This window comes from Nocardia sp. NPDC006044, from assembly GCF_042871115.1.
Lineage (GTDB): Bacteria > Actinomycetota > Actinomycetes > Mycobacteriales > Mycobacteriaceae > Nocardia.
On sequence record NZ_JBIAID010000002.1, the window covers coordinates 937637 to 955988 of the forward strand.

18 protein-coding genes are annotated in these 18352 nt (G+C 67.5%); 11 read left to right on the forward strand and 7 right to left on the reverse strand.

Features of this window, described 5'->3' with window-relative positions; translation table 11 throughout:
• Positions 1-25 precede the first annotated feature (25 nt).
• From ACFYO1_RS21860 to mnhG, 6 genes are read left to right on the forward strand one after another with little or no spacing between them, the layout of a single operon-like run.
• Positions 26-2950: a Na+/H+ antiporter subunit A gene (locus tag ACFYO1_RS21860; RefSeq protein WP_387233790.1), complete on the forward strand. Its 2925-nt coding sequence runs from the start codon at positions 26-28 to the stop codon at positions 2948-2950.
• The gene (locus ACFYO1_RS21865; protein ID WP_387233793.1) at positions 2947-3330 is read left to right on the forward strand and encodes a Na(+)/H(+) antiporter subunit C; all 384 of its coding nucleotides are present in this window, start codon (positions 2947-2949) and stop codon (positions 3328-3330) included. Before ACFYO1_RS21860 ends, ACFYO1_RS21865 begins: the two co-directional genes overlap by 4 nt.
• Positions 3327-4940, forward strand: coding sequence for a Na+/H+ antiporter subunit D (locus ACFYO1_RS21870; RefSeq protein WP_387233795.1), 1614 nt, complete (start codon positions 3327-3329; stop codon positions 4938-4940). Before ACFYO1_RS21865 ends, ACFYO1_RS21870 begins: the two co-directional genes overlap by 4 nt.
• 5 nt (positions 4941-4945) lie before the next feature.
• On the forward strand, positions 4946-5491 hold the full coding sequence (locus ACFYO1_RS21875) for a Na+/H+ antiporter subunit E (RefSeq protein ID WP_387235300.1): 546 nt from the start codon (positions 4946-4948) through the stop codon (positions 5489-5491).
• Positions 5488-5751 (forward strand): monovalent cation/H+ antiporter complex subunit F, encoded by a 264-nt coding sequence (locus tag ACFYO1_RS21880; protein WP_378718547.1) that lies wholly within the window; start codon positions 5488-5490, stop codon positions 5749-5751. Before ACFYO1_RS21875 ends, ACFYO1_RS21880 begins: the two co-directional genes overlap by 4 nt.
• Positions 5752-5797: 46 nt before the next feature.
• Positions 5798-6130 (forward strand): monovalent cation/H(+) antiporter subunit G, encoded by a 333-nt coding sequence (mnhG, locus tag ACFYO1_RS21885; RefSeq protein ID WP_387233798.1) that lies wholly within the window; start codon positions 5798-5800, stop codon positions 6128-6130.
• A gap of 3 nt (positions 6131-6133) precedes the next feature.
• Here the strand turns inward: mnhG and ACFYO1_RS21890 are convergent, their stop codons facing one another.
• The 5 genes from ACFYO1_RS21890 to ACFYO1_RS21910 all read right to left on the reverse strand — a co-directional run bounded on the left by ACFYO1_RS21890 (position 6134) and on the right by ACFYO1_RS21910 (position 10547).
• The gene (locus tag ACFYO1_RS21890) at positions 6134-7438 is read right to left on the reverse strand and encodes a DUF5933 domain-containing protein (protein ID WP_387235303.1); all 1305 of its coding nucleotides are present in this window, start codon (positions 7436-7438) and stop codon (positions 6134-6136) included.
• Positions 7439-7601: 163 nt separating this feature from the next.
• Positions 7602-8747 carry a glutamate--cysteine ligase gene (locus tag ACFYO1_RS21895; RefSeq protein WP_150399987.1) on the reverse strand — a complete coding sequence of 382 codons (1146 nt, stop codon included), beginning with the start codon at positions 8745-8747 and terminating at the stop codon, positions 7602-7604.
• Positions 8748-8760: 13 nt separating this feature from the next.
• A complete protein-coding gene (locus ACFYO1_RS21900; protein WP_378718542.1) occupies positions 8761-9447 on the reverse strand; it encodes a superoxide dismutase family protein in 687 nt (228 codons plus the stop codon).
• A gap of 160 nt (positions 9448-9607) precedes the next feature.
• Positions 9608-10183, reverse strand: a complete 576-nt coding sequence (locus tag ACFYO1_RS21905) for a LytR C-terminal domain-containing protein (RefSeq protein ID WP_387233801.1) — start codon at positions 10181-10183, stop codon at positions 9608-9610.
• 19 nt (positions 10184-10202) lie between these two features.
• Entirely contained in the window at positions 10203-10547 is a 345-nt protein-coding gene (locus ACFYO1_RS21910) for a DUF3263 domain-containing protein (protein WP_357385121.1), read from the reverse strand.
• Positions 10548-10735: 188 nt separating this feature from the next.
• Here ACFYO1_RS21910 and ACFYO1_RS21915 point away from each other — a divergent pair, with 188 nt between their 5' ends.
• The 5 genes from ACFYO1_RS21915 to ACFYO1_RS21935 all read left to right on the forward strand — a co-directional run bounded on the left by ACFYO1_RS21915 (position 10736) and on the right by ACFYO1_RS21935 (position 15279).
• Positions 10736-11326: a peptide deformylase gene (locus ACFYO1_RS21915; RefSeq protein ID WP_387233805.1), complete on the forward strand. Its 591-nt coding sequence runs from the start codon at positions 10736-10738 to the stop codon at positions 11324-11326.
• Entirely contained in the window at positions 11316-12317 is a 1002-nt protein-coding gene (locus ACFYO1_RS21920; RefSeq protein WP_387233807.1) for a GNAT family N-acetyltransferase, read from the forward strand. The genes ACFYO1_RS21915 and ACFYO1_RS21920 overlap by 11 nt, the downstream gene beginning before the upstream one ends.
• A gap of 33 nt (positions 12318-12350) precedes the next feature.
• Complete coding sequence (locus tag ACFYO1_RS21925) at positions 12351-13166, forward strand: exodeoxyribonuclease III (protein WP_387233810.1); 816 nt, start codon at positions 12351-12353, stop codon at positions 13164-13166.
• 122 nt (positions 13167-13288) lie between these two features.
• On the forward strand, positions 13289-13702 hold the full coding sequence (locus ACFYO1_RS21930) for a hypothetical protein (RefSeq protein WP_387233813.1): 414 nt from the start codon (positions 13289-13291) through the stop codon (positions 13700-13702).
• Between the two features lie 158 nt (positions 13703-13860).
• The gene (locus ACFYO1_RS21935; protein ID WP_387233816.1) at positions 13861-15279 is read left to right on the forward strand and encodes an Abi family protein; all 1419 of its coding nucleotides are present in this window, start codon (positions 13861-13863) and stop codon (positions 15277-15279) included.
• Positions 15280-15351: 72 nt separating this feature from the next.
• Here ACFYO1_RS21935 and ACFYO1_RS21940 read toward each other — a convergent pair whose 3' ends face one another.
• Both ACFYO1_RS21940 and ACFYO1_RS21945 read right to left on the reverse strand, forming a co-directional pair.
• Positions 15352-16314 carry an oxygenase MpaB family protein gene (locus ACFYO1_RS21940; protein ID WP_387233819.1) on the reverse strand — a complete coding sequence of 321 codons (963 nt, stop codon included), beginning with the start codon at positions 16312-16314 and terminating at the stop codon, positions 15352-15354.
• A gap of 94 nt (positions 16315-16408) precedes the next feature.
• Positions 16409-18331: an acyl-CoA dehydrogenase family protein gene (locus ACFYO1_RS21945; protein WP_387233821.1), complete on the reverse strand. Its 1923-nt coding sequence runs from the start codon at positions 18329-18331 to the stop codon at positions 16409-16411.
• Positions 18332-18352: the final 21 nt, after the last annotated feature.

Consider the following 18352-nt stretch of genomic DNA (forward strand, 5'->3'; position numbering starts at 1 on the left):
CCGCCCCTACCCGACGGAGTGTAGTTTGCTCGCTCTCCTGCTCGCCCTCGCCGCCGCCGCGCTCGTCGCACCGCTGTGGGTACGGGCGCTGGGACGCAACGCTTTCTACGTGCTCGCGCTGGTACCGCTCGGCGGCCTCGGCTGGGTCGTCGCGAATTGGGGTAGCACACAGCGGGTTCGGCTGGAATGGGCGCCGAGCATCGAGATGAACATCGATCTGCGCTTCGACTCGCTCGCCGCGATCATGTCCGCGCTGGTGCTCGGCATCGGCGCGCTGGTGCTCTGCTATTGCGCCAGATACTTCGAGGACGACGAGCCGCGCCTCGGCCTGTTCGCGGCCGAGATGGTCGGCTTCGCCGGTGCCATGTTCGGCGTGGTGACCAGCGACAACATGCTGTTGCTCTTCGTTTTCTGGGAGGTGACGACAGTCCTGTCGTTCCTGCTCGTCGGGCACAACGCCGAGCAGGCGAACAGCCGGCGCGCGGCCATCCAGGCGCTGCTGGTGACCGCCGCGGGCGGGCTGGCGATGCTGGTCGGCCTGATCATCCTCGGCGAGACCAACCACAGCTACCTGCTCTCCGACCTGCTGGCCCGCGCGCAGCCGCCGAGCGGGCTCGCGGTGAACGTGGCGGTGGTGCTGATCCTGGTCGGCGCGCTGAGCAAGTCCGCCGTGGTGCCGCTGCACTTCTGGCTGCCCGGCGCGATGGCGGCGCCGACCCCGGTCAGCGCGTATCTGCACGCCGCGGCCATGGTGAAGGCCGGTGTGTACCTGATCGCGCGGCTGGCGCCGGTGTTCGCGGAGAATCCGGTCTGGCATCCACTCGTGCTCACCCTCGGCGTGGCGTCGATGCTGCTGGCCGGGTTGCGCGCGCTCGAGGTGGTCGATCTGAAGCTGGTGCTCGCCTTCGGCACGGTGAGCCAGCTGGGCTTTCTGGTCGTGCTGGTCGGCATCGGCACACCGGACGCGGCGCTGGCCGGGGTGGCGATGATCGTGGCGCACGCGTTGTTCAAGGCGTGCCTGTTCATGGTGGTCGGGATCGTCGATCACGGCGCGGGCACCCGGGATCTGCGGCGACTATCCGGGCTCGGCCGCCGCGCGCCGGTGCTGTGCGGCATCGCGATCCTGGCCGCGCTGAGCATGGCCGGGCTTCCGCCGCTGGTCGGGTTCCTCGGCAAGGAGAGCGCGCTCGGCGCCATCCTGGACGCGGACACCCTGAACGGGCCCGCGCGGGTGGCGCTCGCGGTCGGCGTGGTGTTCGGGTCGATGCTCACCGTCGGGTACAGCATTCGCTTCGTCTGGGGCGCGTTCGCGGACAAACCGGGCCTCGCGCGGCCGGCCGCACACGGTGCGCATCGGGTTCGCCGCGTCTCCGACTACGCCGAAAGTCCCGGCCCGGTCATGGAATTCGGCGACGAGCACGCGTCCGAGGACCGCGGCTGGCATGCGCCGGGGAGGTTGTTCCTGGCCGCGCCCGCGATCCTCGCGGTGGCCGGCCTGGCCGCGGGATTGGCGGCGCCGGGGACCGATCGCCTGCTGAGCCCTTACGCCGAAACGTTTTCCGAAGATCTGCTCTCTTCTCTTGCGCTTTGGCACGGCTTTACCGTCCCGCTGGCGCTGACGGTCCTGATCATCGCGGGCGGCATCGCGCTGTTCCAGCTGCGCGATCGCCTCCGGGATCCGGCCCGGCCGCGCCTCGGCAACGCCGACCGGGCCTACGACGCGACCCTGCGCGGCATGGACCGGCTTTCGCTGCGGATGACCGGCGCGGTGCAGCGCGGGTCGCTGCCGCTGAGCCAGGCGACCATCCTCGGCACGCTGATCATCCTGCCGACCGCGCTGCTCGCCCTCGGCACCCGCACCGGAGTCCAACTGCGCCTGTGGGATTCGCCGTTGCAGGCGGTGATCGGCGCGATCATGGTGGCGATGGCGCTCGGTGCGACGGTGCTGCGCAACCGGCTGGCCAGCGTGCTCGTCGTCGGCGTCACCGGTTACGGCTGCGGCGTGATCTTCGCGCTGCACGGCGCGCCCGACCTGGCGTTGACCCAATTCCTGGTCGAGACCCTGACGCTGGTGATCTTCGTGCTGGTGCTGCGGGCCTTCCCGGCGGAGATCGAGGCCGGCCGCGCGACCCCGTTCAAGGCCCGCCGGGCGGTGCTGGCCGCGCTGGTCGGCGCGGCCGTCACGGTACTCGGCGCGTTCGCCGTCGCCGCCCGCACCGCCGAACCGATCTGGCGCCGGATCCCCGATGCCGCTTATCAATTCGGCGGCGGCAAGAACGCGGTCAACGTGCTGCTGGTCGACGTCCGCGCCTGGGACACCCTCGGCGAGATCTCGGTGCTGGTGGTCGCCGCGACCGGCGTCGCCTCGCTGGTGTTCCGCAGCCGCCGCTTCGGCAGCGCGCCGCGCGCGGCGGATTCGCCCCACTACGATCCGGACCTGGTGAGCTGGCTGCCCGCCGGACGCCTGGTCGATCGCGCGGACCGCTCGATGGTCATGCAGATCACCACCCGGCTGGTGTTCCCGACCATCATGGTGCTGTCGGTGTATTTCTTCTTCTCCGGGCACAACGCGCCGGGCGGCGGTTTCGCCGGCGGGCTCACCGCCGGACTCGCGCTGACCCTGCGCTATCTCGCCGGCGGCCGGTACGAACTCGGCGAGGCGCTGCCGGTCGACGCGGGCCATCTGCTCGGCGCCGGGCTGGCCCTGGCCGCCGGAACCGCCGTCGGCTCACTGTTTTTCGGCGTCCCGCCGCTGTCCTCGGCCATCTTCGAGGTGACCCTGCCGCTGCTCGGCCACGTCAAGCTGGTGACCGCGCTGATCTTCGATCTCGGCGTCTATCTGATCGTCGTCGGCCTGGTGCTCGACGTCCTGCGCAGTCTCGGCGCACGCCTGGACAGCGAGCTGGCCACCAGCGAAACCGCCTCGACGACAGGAGGTTCCGCGCGATGACCGCCAACCTGACGCTGCTGATCGTGATCGGCATCCTGGTCGCGTGCGGGGTCTATCTGATCCTCGAGCGCGCGGTGTCGAAGATGCTGCTCGGCCTGATCCTGTTCGGCAACGCGGTGAACTTGCTGATCATCACCCTGGCCGGCCCGGACGGGCGCGCGCCGATCCAGGGCCAGACCGACACCACGCACCGCGACACCGCCGACCCGCTCGCCCAGGCCATGGTGCTCACCGCGATCGTGATCACCATGGGCCTCGCGGCCTTCGTGCTCGCTCTCGCCTATCGCTCCTTCACCCTCACCACCACCGACGATGTCGAGAACGACCAGGAAGACGTCGACGTCGCCCGCAGGCGCGAGCGAGAGGACCCGGAAGAGTGAACCTCTCCCCCGGCCTGCTGCCGGTCCTCATGCCGCTGCCCGTGCTGGTGCCGCTGCTCGCGGCCGCGGGCACCTTGATCTTCGGGCGCAGGCCGCGCACCCAGCGCACGTTCATGCTCGGCGCGCTCGCCGCGGTCGTCGTCATCTGCGGGCTGCTGCTGTTCCTGGCCGACCGCGACGGCACCACCGCGTTGCAGATCGGCAACTGGGAGACGCCGATCGGCATCACGCTGGTGGTGGACCGGCTGTCCGCGGCGATGCTGCTCGTCTCCTCGATCGTGCTGCTGGCCGTGGCGCTCTACGGTTCCGGGCAGAACATTCGCGACGGCGACGAACGCCAGCCGACCTCGATCTACCGGCCCACCTATCTGGTGCTGACCGGCGGCGTCGCGGCCGCGTTCCTGGCCGGTGACCTGTTCAACCTGTTCGTCGGCTTCGAGATCTTGCTCGCCGCCTCGTTCGTGTTGCTGACCGTCGGCGGCACCGAGGAGCGGATCCGCGCGGGGGTGTCGTACGTGATGGTCTCGATGCTGTCGTCGCTGATCTTCCTGACCGGCATCGGCATGACCTACGCGGCCACCGGCACGCTGAACCTGGCGCAGCTGGCCCAGCGGATCGGCGCGGTGCCGGAGGGCACCCGCACGGCCATCTACGCGGTCCTGCTGGTGGCGTTCGGCATCAAGGCCGCGGTGTTCCCGCTGTCGAACTGGCTGCCCGACTCCTACCCCACCGCGCCCGCGCCGGTGACCGCGGTGTTCGCCGGCCTGCTCACGAAAGTCGGTGTGTACGCGATCATCCGGACGCACTCGCTGCTGTTCCCCGGTGGCGAGTTCGATTCGATCCTGCTGGTCTGCGGTTTGCTCACCATGCTGGTCGGCATCTTCGGCGCGATCGCGCAGAGCGACATCCGGCGGCTGCTGTCGTTCACCCTGGTCAGCCACATCGGGTACATGATCTTCGGCGTCGGGCTGGCCAGCACCGCCGGGCTGGCCGGCGCGGTTTTCTATGTGGCACACCACATTCTGGTGCAGACCGCGTTGTTCCTGGTGGTCGGCCTGATCGAGCGGCAGGCGGGCTCGACCTCGCTGCGCCGGCTCGGTGGGCTGGCCACCGCGAGCCCGATACTGGCCGTGCTGTTCCTGATTCCCGCGCTGAATCTCGGTGGTATTCCGCCGTTTTCGGGGTTCATCGGCAAGGTCGCGCTGTTGCAGGCGGGGGTGGACGACGGCAGCGTGCTGGCCTGGACGCTGGTGGCGGGTTCGGTGCTCACCAGCCTGCTCACCCTGTACGCCGTCGCGCGGGTGTGGAGCAAGGCGTTCTGGCGGCCGCGGGTGGAGGCGCCGGAGGGGCATCTCACCGCCGCGAGAACGCCGTCGCTGATCGAGGATTCGACCGATGTGCTCTACGACGAGCGCACCCATCCGGGCCGGATGCCGGTGCTGATGGTCGGTTCTACGGCGGCGCTGGTCGCGGTCGGACTCAGCCTGACCGTGCTCGCCGGGCCGATCCTGCGCATCGCCGACCGCGCCGCCGATGACCTTCGCGATCCAGGCGTGTATATCACTGCGGTGCTGGGTGATTCGCCCGCCGAACCGGGAGCGCCACGATGAGCGGGATCAGTCGCGAGACGGCGGTGCGGGTCGGCGTGCTGAGCTGGCTCACCGTGGTGTGGATCGCGCTGTGGGGCGACCTCAGCATCGCCAATCTGCTGGCCGGACTGGCGGTCGGCGCGCTGATCATGGTGGCGCTGCCGCTGCCCCGGGTGCCGGTGAACGGGCGGCTGCATCCGCTGTCGATGCTCGAATTGGCCGTGGTGGCCTCGTATTACGCGATCGAGTCCAGCCTGCAGGTGGCCTGGTTCGCCGTCCGGCCCGCGCCGCCGCCGGTCTCCGGGGTGCTGCGCGTCTACCTGAGCACCAAGTCCGACATGGTGCTCGTGCTGTGCACCGACCTGTTGAACCTGATCCCGGGCACCATGGTGCTGGAGATCGATCGGCGGCGCTGCGTCGTCTACGTGCACGTGCTGGACGTGAGCAGCGACGCGGCGGTGGACAAGTTCTACCGGACGACCCGCCGCCTGGAGAAGCTGCTCATCTCGTCGTTCGAACGCCACTCCGAATGGCGCTCGACGCCATCGAGGCCACCGGAGGTGGAGACGTGACCGTCGTCGCCGTCATCGCCGGCGTGCTGCTGACCGCGGCCGCCGTGATCACCAGCTATCGCATCCTGGCCGGGCCGAGCACCCTGGACCGGATCGTCGGCATCGACTCGCTGATGGCCATCGCCGCCTCCGGGCTGGCCGTCTGGGCGGCCTACAGCCAGGACACCACGATCATCCCGGCGATCATCGCGCTGGCCCTGGTCGGCTTCCTGGGCTCGGCCGCCGTCACCCGGTTCCGCGTGAAGGACGAGCAGCGGTGACCCCGAACCCGCTGGGCCGACCGGCATTCCGTGACGGAGGCGACCGATGACCGTGTGGCAGTGGATCTCCGGCGCGCTCATCCTGTTCGGCGCCACCCTCGCGCTGACCGCCTCCATCGCGATCGTGCGCTTCCCCGACACCCTCACCCGCATGCACGCCGCCACCAAACCCCAGGTGATCGGCCTGATCCTGGTGCTGGACGGCGCCGGCATCGAACTACTCGGCCACGGCAACGTCTGGGCCCTCGTCCTGGTCGGCCTGTTCACCCTCCTGACCGCCCCCGTCATCGCCCACCTGATCAGCCGCACCGCCTACCGCGAACAAAGCCACCGCGACGGCCTGCTCACCGTCAACGAACTCGGCAACACCATCGACTGACGTTCAGTGCGCGGCGGTTTCGACCTCGCGCTGTGACGCCGCGGTCTGGCGGTGGCCGGCGAACCAGGTGGCGTGGAAGCCTGCGGCTAGGCCGGCGAGCAGCGCGAGTACGACCGTGCCTGCGAGGACGGGGTATTCGGCCATTTGCACCGGTAGGAAGCGGTAGGCGAGCAGTAGGACGGCGAGCACCAGCGTGCCGCAGGCGACCAGCCGGACGCGGAACCAGCCCCAGCCGCGTTCCGGGTCGCGCAGCGCCGACTCGACGGTCAGGCACAACACCGCGCCCGCGACCAGGTCGACGCCGTAGTGGTAGCCGAAGCCGAGGGTCGCGGCCACCGTGGCGAGCAGCCAGAACGCGCCGCCCCAGCGCGCCAGGCTCGGCGCGGGGCCACCGTCGGTATCGCGGCGGGTATGCAGGAACACCGACAACGCCCAAGCCGTGTGCATGGACGGCATGCAGTTGCGCGGCGTTGCGGAGTCGAACGGCATCGGCATCGGGTTGCGGTCCAGCGGTGGCACCACGCTCGGCCAATAGTTGCCCAGTTGCAGGCCGTGCCCGTCCGCGCCGAACGCGAACATCGGACCGACCACGGGGAAGATCACATAGACGATCGGGCCGACCAGCCCGAGCACCAGAAACGTGCGCACCAGATAGTGGCTCGGCCAGCGACCACTCGACACCACCCGGCGCAGCTGCCACACCGCCACCACGATCGCCGCGACCGGCAATTCGATGTAGACCCAGTGCAGCACCCCGTAGACGACCGGCCCGAGCACGTCGAGCACCCGGCCCATCACCCAGGACGGATCGCCCAGCGCGTGGTCGGCGAGCAGCACGTATTCGTCGAGCACCGTCGGCCTGCTCAGGATGGTGACATGCAGCCACACATCACCGACCTTGGTGGCGAGGATGAGCAGCGCGCCGAGCGCGGCGGCGTGCAGCGCGTTGCGGCGTTCGGTCCCGTCCCAGCGCAGCCAGGCGTAGGCCGCGAGGCCCGTGAGCACGATCACCGGACCGTTGCCGATCGCGAACGACGCACCGGCCAGCAGCCGGATCCCCGCCCAGACCACGTCGATGGCCACCGCCGCACTCAGCGCGATGATCCGCCGCCGGGTCGAAATGCCGACCAGCGCGAGGACCAGGCCGGCCCACGGCACCGACATCGACTTGGGTGTGCCCACGTAGTCCTGCCACAGACTGCCCAGCGGACCCTGGAACCCTTCGCGCATCGCCACGATCTGCAGCGCGATCAGCAGCACCGGCACCGCGGCGACGCCCGCCGCGACCCGGACCCGGGTCGGCGGCACGCGCAACCGAGGAGCGGCACTTCCTACTCTGGGTCCCGGGTCTTCGACAAGCACTCGACCATAGTAAACGGGGGGTGAACGCCATCCCACTGGCCGACTGAACACTTGGGGACGGCAGCCGGCGGGGTGGTGCGATACCGCGCGACCGCACCCGCCGAGACCGTTACTGCTCGAGCTCCTTGACCAGCGCGTCTACCACCGCGACCAGATCGCCCTGGGCCGCGGCGGCCACCTTGCGCTGCCGCTGGTATGACGCACCTCGCTCCGGTATCTCCGCGACGAAGGCCAATTCGTCCGCGCAGCCGAGCCGTTTCGCGGTCGGCTCCAACCGGTTCAGCAGATCGGTCACGTCGTCGGTGACCAGCCGCTCGTTGCTCTTGTCGTCCACGATGACGATCGCGTCCAGCCCGTAGCGGGCGGCCCGCCACTTGTTCTCCTGCACGTGCCACGGCGGCAGCGAGGGCAGCGTCTCGCCCTCCTCCAGCCTGCGGTCCAGGTCGACGATCAGGCAGTGGATCAGCGCGGCCATCGCGGCCAGCTCGGCGCGGGTGGACACCCCGTCACACACCCGGACTTCGATCGTCCCCCACTTCGGCGCCGGGCGGATGTCCCAGTGCATCCCGCCGAGCTGCTCGAACACCCCCGTCTTGAACTGGTCGTGCACGAAATGCTCGAAGCCACGCCAGTTTTCGAACTGGAACGGCAGACCGGCCGTGGGTAGCTGCTGGAACATCAGCGTCCGGTTGCTCGCGTAACCGGTATCCGAGCCGGCCCACATCGGCGAGGACGCCGATAGCGACAGCAGGTGCGGATAGTGGATCAGCAGTGCGTTCAGGATCGGAAAGACCTTGTCCCGATGCGAGACTCCGACGTGCACGTGCACGCCCCAGATCATCATCTGCCGGCCCCACCACTGGGTGCGCTCGATCAGCTCGTCGTAGTGCTCCGAGCGGGTCAGCTGCTGCGCCGACCACTGCGCGAACGGATGGGTGCCCGCGCAGAACAGGTCGACGCCGAGCGGGTCGGCGGCCCGCCGGACCGCGGTCATGGTGCCGTGCAGGTCCTCGACCGCGTCGCCGACGGTCTCGTGCACCCCCGTGACCAGCTCGACGGTATTGCGCAACAACTCCTTGGTCACCTGTGGGGTGCCGTCGTGCGCGTGTAGATCGCCCAGTGAATCGAACACCGCCGCAGCGGTATTCGATAGATCGCGGCTCACCTTGTCGACGAGTGCGATTTCCCACTCGATCCCTATGGTGGGCCGGGGCGATCCATGGAAGGGAACGTGTTCTCTGCCTGCCCCGGCCATATCGGCTCCTGCGCTACTGGATCACACCGCAGGCAACGCGGCCGCCCGCGTCGCCTGTCGCTAGCGTCGTATCGTCCGGGCCGGCAACGCCGTCGGCTCGGAGGTACCGGTTCGGGATGTTGCCGAAATTGTCGGCATCGGCGTGGATCATCAACGCCTTGTTCTTCAGATCGTCGAGGGTCACCGCGTCGGTGGTGGTGACCAGTTTGGCCGAGCCGTCCGAGCGGACCTCGAGCGAGGTCAGGTCGCCACTGGCCGGGTGCGTGTTGGCGCTGCCGACCTGCAGATGGCCACCGGCGGAAAGGAAGTCGCCGGACGGGCCGCCGGTCGGCGCGACCGAGTTGGCCTCGCACTTGCCGATCGAGTGCACGTGCAGGCCGTGGAAGCCGGGCCGCAGGCCGTGCGCCTCGACGGTGAACTGCAGGTGGTTGCCGTCCTTGACGATGTTGGCGGTGGCGACCGAGGCGCCCGCGGCGTCCTTCAGGTCGACCTTCACACCCGCGTTCGACTCCGCGCTGCCGGTCTCCTTGCCGGATTCGCTGGCCGGCGGGGCGGCCGCGCCGCTCCACACGGGCGGGGTCGTTCCCTTGACGTCACTCGACTCCTGGCTGTTGGTGCAGCCTGCGAGGCCGAGGACCGCGACCGCGAGCACCGGGGTCACAGTCCGCCAGGACGGGCGACGAGTTGTGGACGGGGCCATCGGGGAACTCCTTTATGAGTACCGAGTTTCAAAAGCTTACGAGTAAAGCTGGGTGGACAGGTTCGTTACCGGACAAGATGATGCCACGTCCGCCGTGTCGCGCCGTGACAGGCCCGTTCAGCGGCAGGTCGCCAGTTGACCCGGCCGCGGTCGCCAGTTGTCAGTTACCCGTCACGATGACGGTTACACCGGGCGAGGACTCGCCCAATCCACTCGACTTCGATTCCGCGGTGATGCCGAGCTCCTGCGCGATGGCCTGCCCGGCCTCCTTGTCGCCCGGCGAATTGCCGTAGTACACCGTCGTTTTCGGGATATTGACGCCGGGGTAGTTGCCCGTCTCCACGACATTCCAGCCTTCGGCGGTGAGCTGATTCGCGGTCTTGCCGGCCAGCCCGGCGATCATGCTGTTGTTCAGCACGCGCACCGGAACCGCCTTGGCGGCGGCCGCCGAACCGGTGGTGGTGGCCGGCGGGGTGGTGGTCGTCGTGGACGGCGCGGCGGAGCTGGACGGCACGGCGTCCGAGGTCTTCGCGACGGTGGTGCTCGCGGGCACCTGCGGCGCGGCGGTGGCGGTGGTCGAGGTGGCCGATTCCGACGGTCCGGAGCTCGACGAATCGGCATCGGACTTCGACAGCGACATCGCTCCGAGGCCACCGAATACGATGGCCAGTGCGATCAACACCATCGCCAACGCTCGCAATGGCGGCCCACCGGAGGTGGGATTCGGGTAGCTCACCTAGTCGAGCCTAGCCCGGTCATACCTGGAAACCGAGCCGTCGCGCGGCCCTGGCTTTTTGCCTGCTCGCCCGTAACCGGCGCAACCGCTTGACCAGCATGGGGTCGGCGGCGAGCGCCTCCTGCCGATCCACCACGGCGTTGAGCACCTGGTAGTACCGAGTGGGCGACATGCCGAACAGCTCCCGGATGGCTTCTTCCTTGGCCCCCGCGTACTTCCACCACTGGCGTTCGAAGGCCAGGATGTCGTGTTCGCGACGGCTCAATCCGTCACCGTCGCCGGTCGTTTCCGCTGCCGTGACATCGTCGCTCGCGGAAGGGTCGCCCTGGATCGCGGAAAAATTCCGTGCCGCTGCGCCGTCCATCTTGCTCCCTCGCCGAGTTACCACCAGACGAAAAATGGTGCTTGTACGTCGCGGATCATTCAACCACGAGACCGCGGGATCGCCGGGGCTACGGCGCGGCGTGTTCCCTACCTGCCGGTAGGCGTGTCGCGGGAAAGTTGCCGCCCCCGCACGGCCGGCGACCGGACGGCGCGGCAATAATTGGTCCCATGGCTATCCTCCCGATCGTGATCGTCGGCGACCCGGTTCTGCACAACCCGACCGAACAGGTCACCCAGTCACCGGAGGAATTGGCCGAGCTCATCGCGGACATGTACGACACGCTCGACGCCGCCCACGGTGTCGGCCTCGCGGCCAACCAGGTGGGAGTGCCGCTGCGGCTGTTCGTCTACGACTGCCCGGACGTCGCCCCCGACGGCACCGCCACCCGTCGCCGCGGCGCGGTGATCAACCCCGTGCTGGAGACCTCGGCCATCCCCGAGACGATGCCGGACCCGGACGACGACGAAGAGGGTTGCCTGTCGGTGCCCGGCGAGCAGTATCCGACCGGCCGGGCCGAGTGGGCCAAGGTCACCGGCACCGACGAGCACGGCAAGCCGGTGGAGCTCGAGGGCAAGGACTTCTTCGCCCGGATGTTGCAGCACGAGGTCGGGCATCTGGACGGGTTCCTCTACGTCGACGTGCTGATCGGGCGCAACGCCCGCGCGGCGAAGAAGGCGATCAAGCGCAACGGCTGGGGCACACCGGGACTCAGCTGGATCCCCGGCACGGTCGCGGACCCGTTCGGCCATGACGACTGACGGAGCCGACAGCGGCGCGTCCATTCCGCTCGGCCGCCGGGTAGTCCTGCGTTATCGACTGCCCGCGGGTTACCCCCAACCGCTCACCGACGTGATCGGCGAATTGCTCTCGCTGGACCCGCCGACCGTGCGCGGGGCTGACGGACAGGTCGTCTCGGTGACGCCGGACCGGGTGGTCGCGCTGAAAGCGGTGGGGCCCAGGCCGATTCGGACCAGGGAGATCCGGTCGCTGGAGGCGGCCGCGGCGGACGCCTGGCCCGGTATCGAGCACACCTGGATCGACGGGTGGCTGGTACGGGCCGGGCACGGGTACACCGGCCGCGCCAATTCCGCTGTGCCGCTGGGCGGTTCCGACGGGCCCGCGGTGGTGACACCGGACGCGATCCACCGCATCGGCGAGTGGTACACCGCGCGCGGGCTGCCGCTGCTGCTCGCGCTGCCCGACCGGCTGGCACCCATCCCGCCGGGCTGGGACAGCTGGCGGGAGACCGTCGTGCTGGCCATCGATATCGAGAATTTCGTGCTCCCGCAAGGACCTTCGATGGTGCGCGTCGCGGCCGCGCCGGACCGCGCCTGGCTGGAATTGAATCGCTACGAAGGGGAACCGCCTACCCCGCAACGACCTTCGTCGCGGGAACCGGATGTCGAGGTGCTGACCGCCGTGCGCTCCGGTGAGCTGGGGTTCGCCTCGCTCGGGGTGCCGACGCCGATCGCGATCGGGCGCGGCGCGGTCACCACCGCGCCGGACGGGCGGCGCTGGGTCGGTCTCACCTGCGTGGCGGTCGGCGCGGAGCATCGGCGCAAGGGGCTCGGTTCACTGGTGTGCGCGGAGTTGATCCGATGGGGTCACGGGCGCGGCGCGACACACGCGTACCTTCAGGTCGAGGCCGGAAACAGTGGCGCGCTGGCGCTGTATCGCGAACTGGGTTTCGTCGAGCACCACATGTACCGGTACGCGTCCCAGCCCCACGGGTCCGCCGGCCTCCGGTAAAACGGAGTCATAGCCCAACGAAGGAAGGCAGCTGTGCGCCTCGCCACCTGGAACGTCAATTCGATCCGCTCCCGGCTCGACCGGGTCGCGGAATTTCTGGATCGCCAGGATATCGACGTGCTGGCCTTCCAGGAGACGAAGTGCCGGGACGACCAGTTCCCGTTCGAGCGGTTCGACGAACTCGGTTACGAGGTCGCCCATCTCGGCATCAACCAGTGGAACGGGGTCGCCATCGCGTCCCGGGTCGGACTGAAGGATGTGGAGTTCGCCTTCCCCGGCCAGCCCGGCTTCGACAAGGAGGCCGGCGAGTCGCTGATCAGCGCGCCGGTCGTCGAGTCCCGCGCGCTCGGCGCGACCTGCGGCGGGGTCCGGGTCTGGAGCCTGTACGTGCCCAACGGCCGGGCGCTGGACGATCCGCACTACGCGTACAAGCTGGAATGGCTTGCCGCCCTGCGCGATAACGGCGCCCGATGGCTCGCCGAGGACCCCGCGGCGAAGATCGCCCTGGTCGGTGACTGGAACATCGCGCCCACCGACGACGACGTCTGGTCCGTCGATTTCTTCGAAAACAAAACCCACACTTCCCAACCCGAGCGCGACGCCTTCCAGTCCTTCCTCGACACCGGCTTCGCCGACGTCATGCGCCCCTTCGCCCCCGGCCCCGGCGTCTACACCTACTGGGACTACACCCAACTCCGCTTCCCCCGCAAAGAGGGCATGCGCATCGACTTCATCCTCGCCTCCCCCGCCCTGTCCACCACCGCCACCGACGCCGTAGTCGACCGCGAAGAACGAAAAGGCAAGGGCGCCAGCGACCACGCCCCGGTAATCGCCGACTTCGCCCTCTAGGCGGGCAGCGGCCGATTTCTGCATCGGACGCGGAGACGACTATCTTTGACTTTGCTCTAGCGCCTTGTTATCGTCCATTCGTGGGTCGTCCATAAAGTGCAGAGTGAAGCCAGGAGATGGCCATGGAGCATGAGCTCGTTGTCGACAATGAAGTGTTCGAAGCTCTCGTAGCAGCAAGACGAGGCTTCGAAAGCCCCAATGACGTGCTCCGACGTCTGCTTCTAGACAGCAGCCGCAGCCAGGGAGCCGCTAAAGGCGTGACGAAGCAGGGAGAGCCGCGCACCGGCCAACTGGCGGCGCTACTGGAGCGGGGTTTGATCGAAAGTGGAGATGAGCTTAGCCATGAACGAGTCCGCCGCGGCCAAGTCTTTGTAGCCGAAGTCCTCGAAGACGGACTGCTCCGGACCACCGAGGGCGTCTACGAGGCGCCGTCTCCAGCACTGAAAGCACTGGTCGGATCAGATATCAACGGTTGGAAGAACTGGATACACACCAGGTCCGGCAAGACGCTGAGCCAACTACGAGACTTGCTCTAGTCTTTTAGACTTTACCCAACGGCAGATAAGAGATAAAGAGAACCGACCGCCCCTCCCTGGTGCGGGAGCGGACGATCGGCCATGTCCATCAACCTTACCAAAGGTGCTTCGATGAGTAACCCGCAACGCGCGTGTCCTCGATCTCGCCGGGGCCACCGATGACGTCCTACGACAAGCCGTTCAAGACCCACGCGCAGCAGTTGGACCTGCTGCGCGAGCGCGGCATGCACATCGCCGACGAGGCGACAGCCCTGCGAGCGCTGCGAAATATCGGCTACTACCGGTTGAGCGGCTACTGGTACATCTACCGCGTCTCGACGAAGTTCGTGTGTGCACTCGGAGCGGAACCAGATATCGAGGTAGGTGACCAGTTCAAGCCGGGAACCACTTTTGATCGGGTCTTGGATCTCTATGACTTCGACCGACGCCTCCGATTGCATGTCCTGGACGCGATCGACCGCGTCGAAGTGGCTCTGCGGGTGCGGCTCGGCTACACGCTCGGCGCAGGCGACGCATTCGCCCACCTCGACCGTGCGGCACTGGATGAGGCGTTCACCCAGTTCGACAGCCGGAATCCCATTGCAAGCCAAGCGCTTTGGCTTTCCAGCGAGCACGCTAAATGGCTGACGAATGTCCGCCGGGACGAAGATAGATCGAAACACGAGTTCGTCAAACACTTCAAGGCGAAATACGGTATGCCGCTACCGGTCTGGGTTGTCACTGAACTTCTGACCTTCGGCAGCGCGGCAACGTTGCTGGCCGGCATGAAACAACCGCAGAAGAACATAATCGCAGCTGGGTTCGGGATTTTCGACGAGCATTGCGACGGTGACGGCGCAGCGCTGACCAAGTGGATCGCCAATCTCGTCTACTTGCGTAATACGTGCGCCCACCATGGTCGCCTGTGGAATCACAATGTCGTCGACCAACTCGGCAGACTCGAGGGAACCCCCGATCTCATCCACGCGAGTGGAGTACACCAACGATCGCGGATATATGCGTCGCTCGCTGTCCTCGCCTATCTCACCAGCCAACTCGACCCGGAGTCGACCTGGCGCACCGACACCGCCGCGATGATCGAGTCCGGTCTCGCCGCCATAGATGAGTCACCCGATCGGATAGGTTGCCCGCCGTTGTGGAACCGAGAACCCATATGGGCCGCGGACTACCGGCCTCCAGCAGATCCGTTGCCCGTCGAGCACCGCGAAATTCTGAGACGGTTCGAGTGCGTCGGCACGGCCGACGCAGGCTTGATCATTGATGCGAGTTCGAACGCCAAGCGTCGCGCCAGCGCAGTGCGGTATAGCCGGGGACGCAGTGAACTGCTCGGCTTACCGGTCGGAAACACCTACCGGTTCCCGGTCTTTCAATTCGACACTATGTGTGCACGGATAAATCCTCTCGTGGCCTACGCCAACACCGCGCTCGAGGCCAAAGACAACCCATGGGGCGCGGCGAAATGGTGGAGTACGTCGAATATCGACATGGACAGCGCCACACCGATGGATTCGCTGCAGGCCGGAACCCTTACGCGACAGATGATCGATAACTGCGTTTCCCACCGGAACTTCGAGTGATAGTCCCACCCGAGTCGACCCCTGCACCTTCCACCACCGACGCCGTAGTCGACCGCCTTTGTGGTCGAGCGCTCAGCTGGCTGAGGCGTTCGGGCGGGTGGTGCGGCCGTAGCGTTCGCGTGCTTCCTGCGGGGTGACGGTTGTCGGGTTTTGTGGGGTGCCTGCGGCCAGATGCTCGTGGTAGAGGCGAGCGGTCATGGGGCCGAGGAAGTTTCCGAGGATGGCTTGTTTGGCGTGTTCGTTGCCGAGGGCCTTGATCGCCATGCGCATCGGGGTGCGGTAGGCGCGGTCGATGAGGGCGGGGTGGTCGAAACCGCCGGTGGTGCGCATCCATCGAGGGAGGGTCGCGATGGCGGCGGGGGCTACCAGGCGGCTGCCGGACCAGAGTTTGAAGCCGCGGTCGAAAGGGGTGTGCAGGAGGTAGTGCATGCCCCGGTGGGCTCGTTCGGAGGTGCAGAGTTTGGGGCGCATGGTGGCGAAATAGTCACGGACCTCGGCGCGCGACGCGGGGACGTCCGCGGGCTTGCAGGTTTGCAGTTCGGCGGCGATCACGCACTCGGCCCAGTAGCGCTGTTCCTCGGCGGGGGTGAGCGGGCCGGGGCCGTAGACCTCGTAGCACTTGAGCACCGAGTGCCAGCCGGTGACGTGGATCCACAGTTGCGAGTCGGGATTGTTTGCGCTGTAGCGCTTTCCGCTGATCGGCTCGATGCCGGTGGCTTGCGCGTGCACCTTCATCAGGTGCTCGGACGCCTCGATCGCCATGCGGCTGTCGGCGACCGCCGCGATGAGAAAGTAGGCGAAGGTGTGGTCGAGCCGTCCGCGCGGGTCGGTATAGATGCCCTGCACGTCGGCGACCGCGGCGGTAAGCGCGGGATCGAAGTGCTCGAGCACGACCGAGCGCTGGAAGCCGATCACGGCGGTGGCGTGGGTCCATACCTTCCAGGTCGGCGAATCGGGACCGAAGAAGCCGTAGTCGACCTCACGGATGGTCCGTGCCGGTGCGTCGAATTGCGGACGCGCGGACTGCGTTGTCATCGTCTTGCTCCTTTGCACGACGGACGGTTGGGTCTACACCGACGCATTCATACATCAGTGTAGCGTTTGTAATAACCGCAGGTAAGCGATGCTTTTACGGGTTCATCTCGTAGGTGCCGGCGAGAGATCGGGCCTGGTTGAAGACCTGCTCGAAGCGGAGGCGGTCGGCGACGGGGCGGCGGATGAGGTCCAGGGCGCGGGTTTGCTGTGCCTTGGTCGCGGCGGGCTTGGTGTGCAGGGTCAGGGCGTTCTTGGCGAACTCGCGGACGAAGTTGTCGAAGATCTGGTCGAGCACAGCGGGGCTGGTGCCTTCGATCTCGGCTTGTTCGAGGACGAGTTGCGCGTAGGGCAGGGCGGTGAACAGCTCGCCGAGGGCGAAGAGGAAGTCGACGTCGCGCTGTTGCGCGGCGGTGGGCGGGGCTGCGGCGAGCAAGGTTTGGAAGGCGAGCGCCTGCTCCAGGAACACCGCGACATTCGGTACGTGGGTGAACTTTTCGAAGACCGCGCGCCAGTCGGCGAAGCGGATGCGGCCGAGGCCGCTGCTCGGCCCCTGCCGGAACAGGAACTCGTCGTCGGCGGCGTCGCGCCGGGTGGGCACCGGAGCGTATGCGGCACCGGCGAATTCGGCGCGCAGCTTCGGCACCGCCGCCCCGGCCCGCGGCGCGAGCCGGCGACTCGACCAGCTGAGCGCGCCGGAGACCGCGCGTACCGTGCCCTTCGGCGCGGAGCCCGCACCGGGCAGGAATTGCAGCGCGGCCAGCCCGGCATCGGCGGGATGGAACATGAAGTTGGCCATGAACTTCAGCGACAGCGCCATGTTCACGTGCACCGTGCCCTCGAGCCGCGGCAGCCCGAACAACCCGAGCATCGCCATCGGAAAGTACATGTCCTTCTCGAAACCCCGGGCCGCGATCACGTCCGCGAGATCCTCGATGATCCGCTGCCCCTGCCGGGTGACGGTCATCTTCTCGATCGCGTTGAACAGCAGGTAGCGCCGGTCCTGCGGGGACGCGGACCGCATGTAGTCGATGGCCCGCTCGCTGTAGAGCTTCATCGCCATCAACCGCGCGTACGAGTCGGTCATCAGCGCCTGCACCTGCGGGAACTCGGTCACCCGGTGCCCGAACAGGATTCGGTTCTCCGCGTGCGTGATGGCCTCGTAGTAGGCGTGTTCACACGCGCCGACGGCACCGAACCCGAGGTTGAACTTGCCGACATTGACGGTGTTCATCGCCGCGTGAAAGGCCGCCTCGCCGCGATGCAGGATGTCTTCCTCGGCCACCGGGTATCCGTCGAGATCGAAAGCGGCCACGTACATCTGGCCGTCGACGACATTGCCGCGCAGGTGGTAGTTCTCGTGCTTGCTGTCCGCGAGGAAGAACAGATAGCCCTCATAATCCTGTTGCGTCGGTTTGCTGTCCAACGCCTTGGCGCTGTCGATGATCGGCTTGTCCGAGCGCCGCCCGAACACCGAAACCAGCGCGGCCTGGTTGCCGTTGCCGATGTAGTGCTTGCCGCCGGTGGCCCGATAGCCGCCGCCCGGCTGCGGTTCGACCATCATGTCGGTCGAGTAGACGTCGGCGCCGTGATCCTTCTCGGACAGGCCGAAGGCGAAGATCTCGCCGGAATCCAGCAGCGCGGCCGCCCGCCGCTTGGCCGCGGCGTTGTCGCTCTGCCAGATCGGCCCGAGGCCGAGGATGCTGACCTGCCAGACATACCAGTACTGCATGGAGTAGAAGCCGAGGATCTTGCTCATCATCGCGATCCGGCCGGTGTCCCAGCGCTTGTTCGGATCACCGTCGGCCTCGGCGGCGGGGGTGAGGAAGGTCGCGAAGACGCCCTCGCGCTTCACGAAATCGAGGAACTCGGTGTACCAGACCCGATCCCGATCCTCCTGCTTGAGCACCGCCTTGCCGCGTGTCTCGAACCAGTCGACAGTCGCGCGCAGCAGCCGCCGGGTCTCGCTGTCGAACTCGGCAAACTCGCAGGTCTTCGGGTTGAACAGGGTTTCGGTCATCGCTGACTCCTCGGCCGTGAC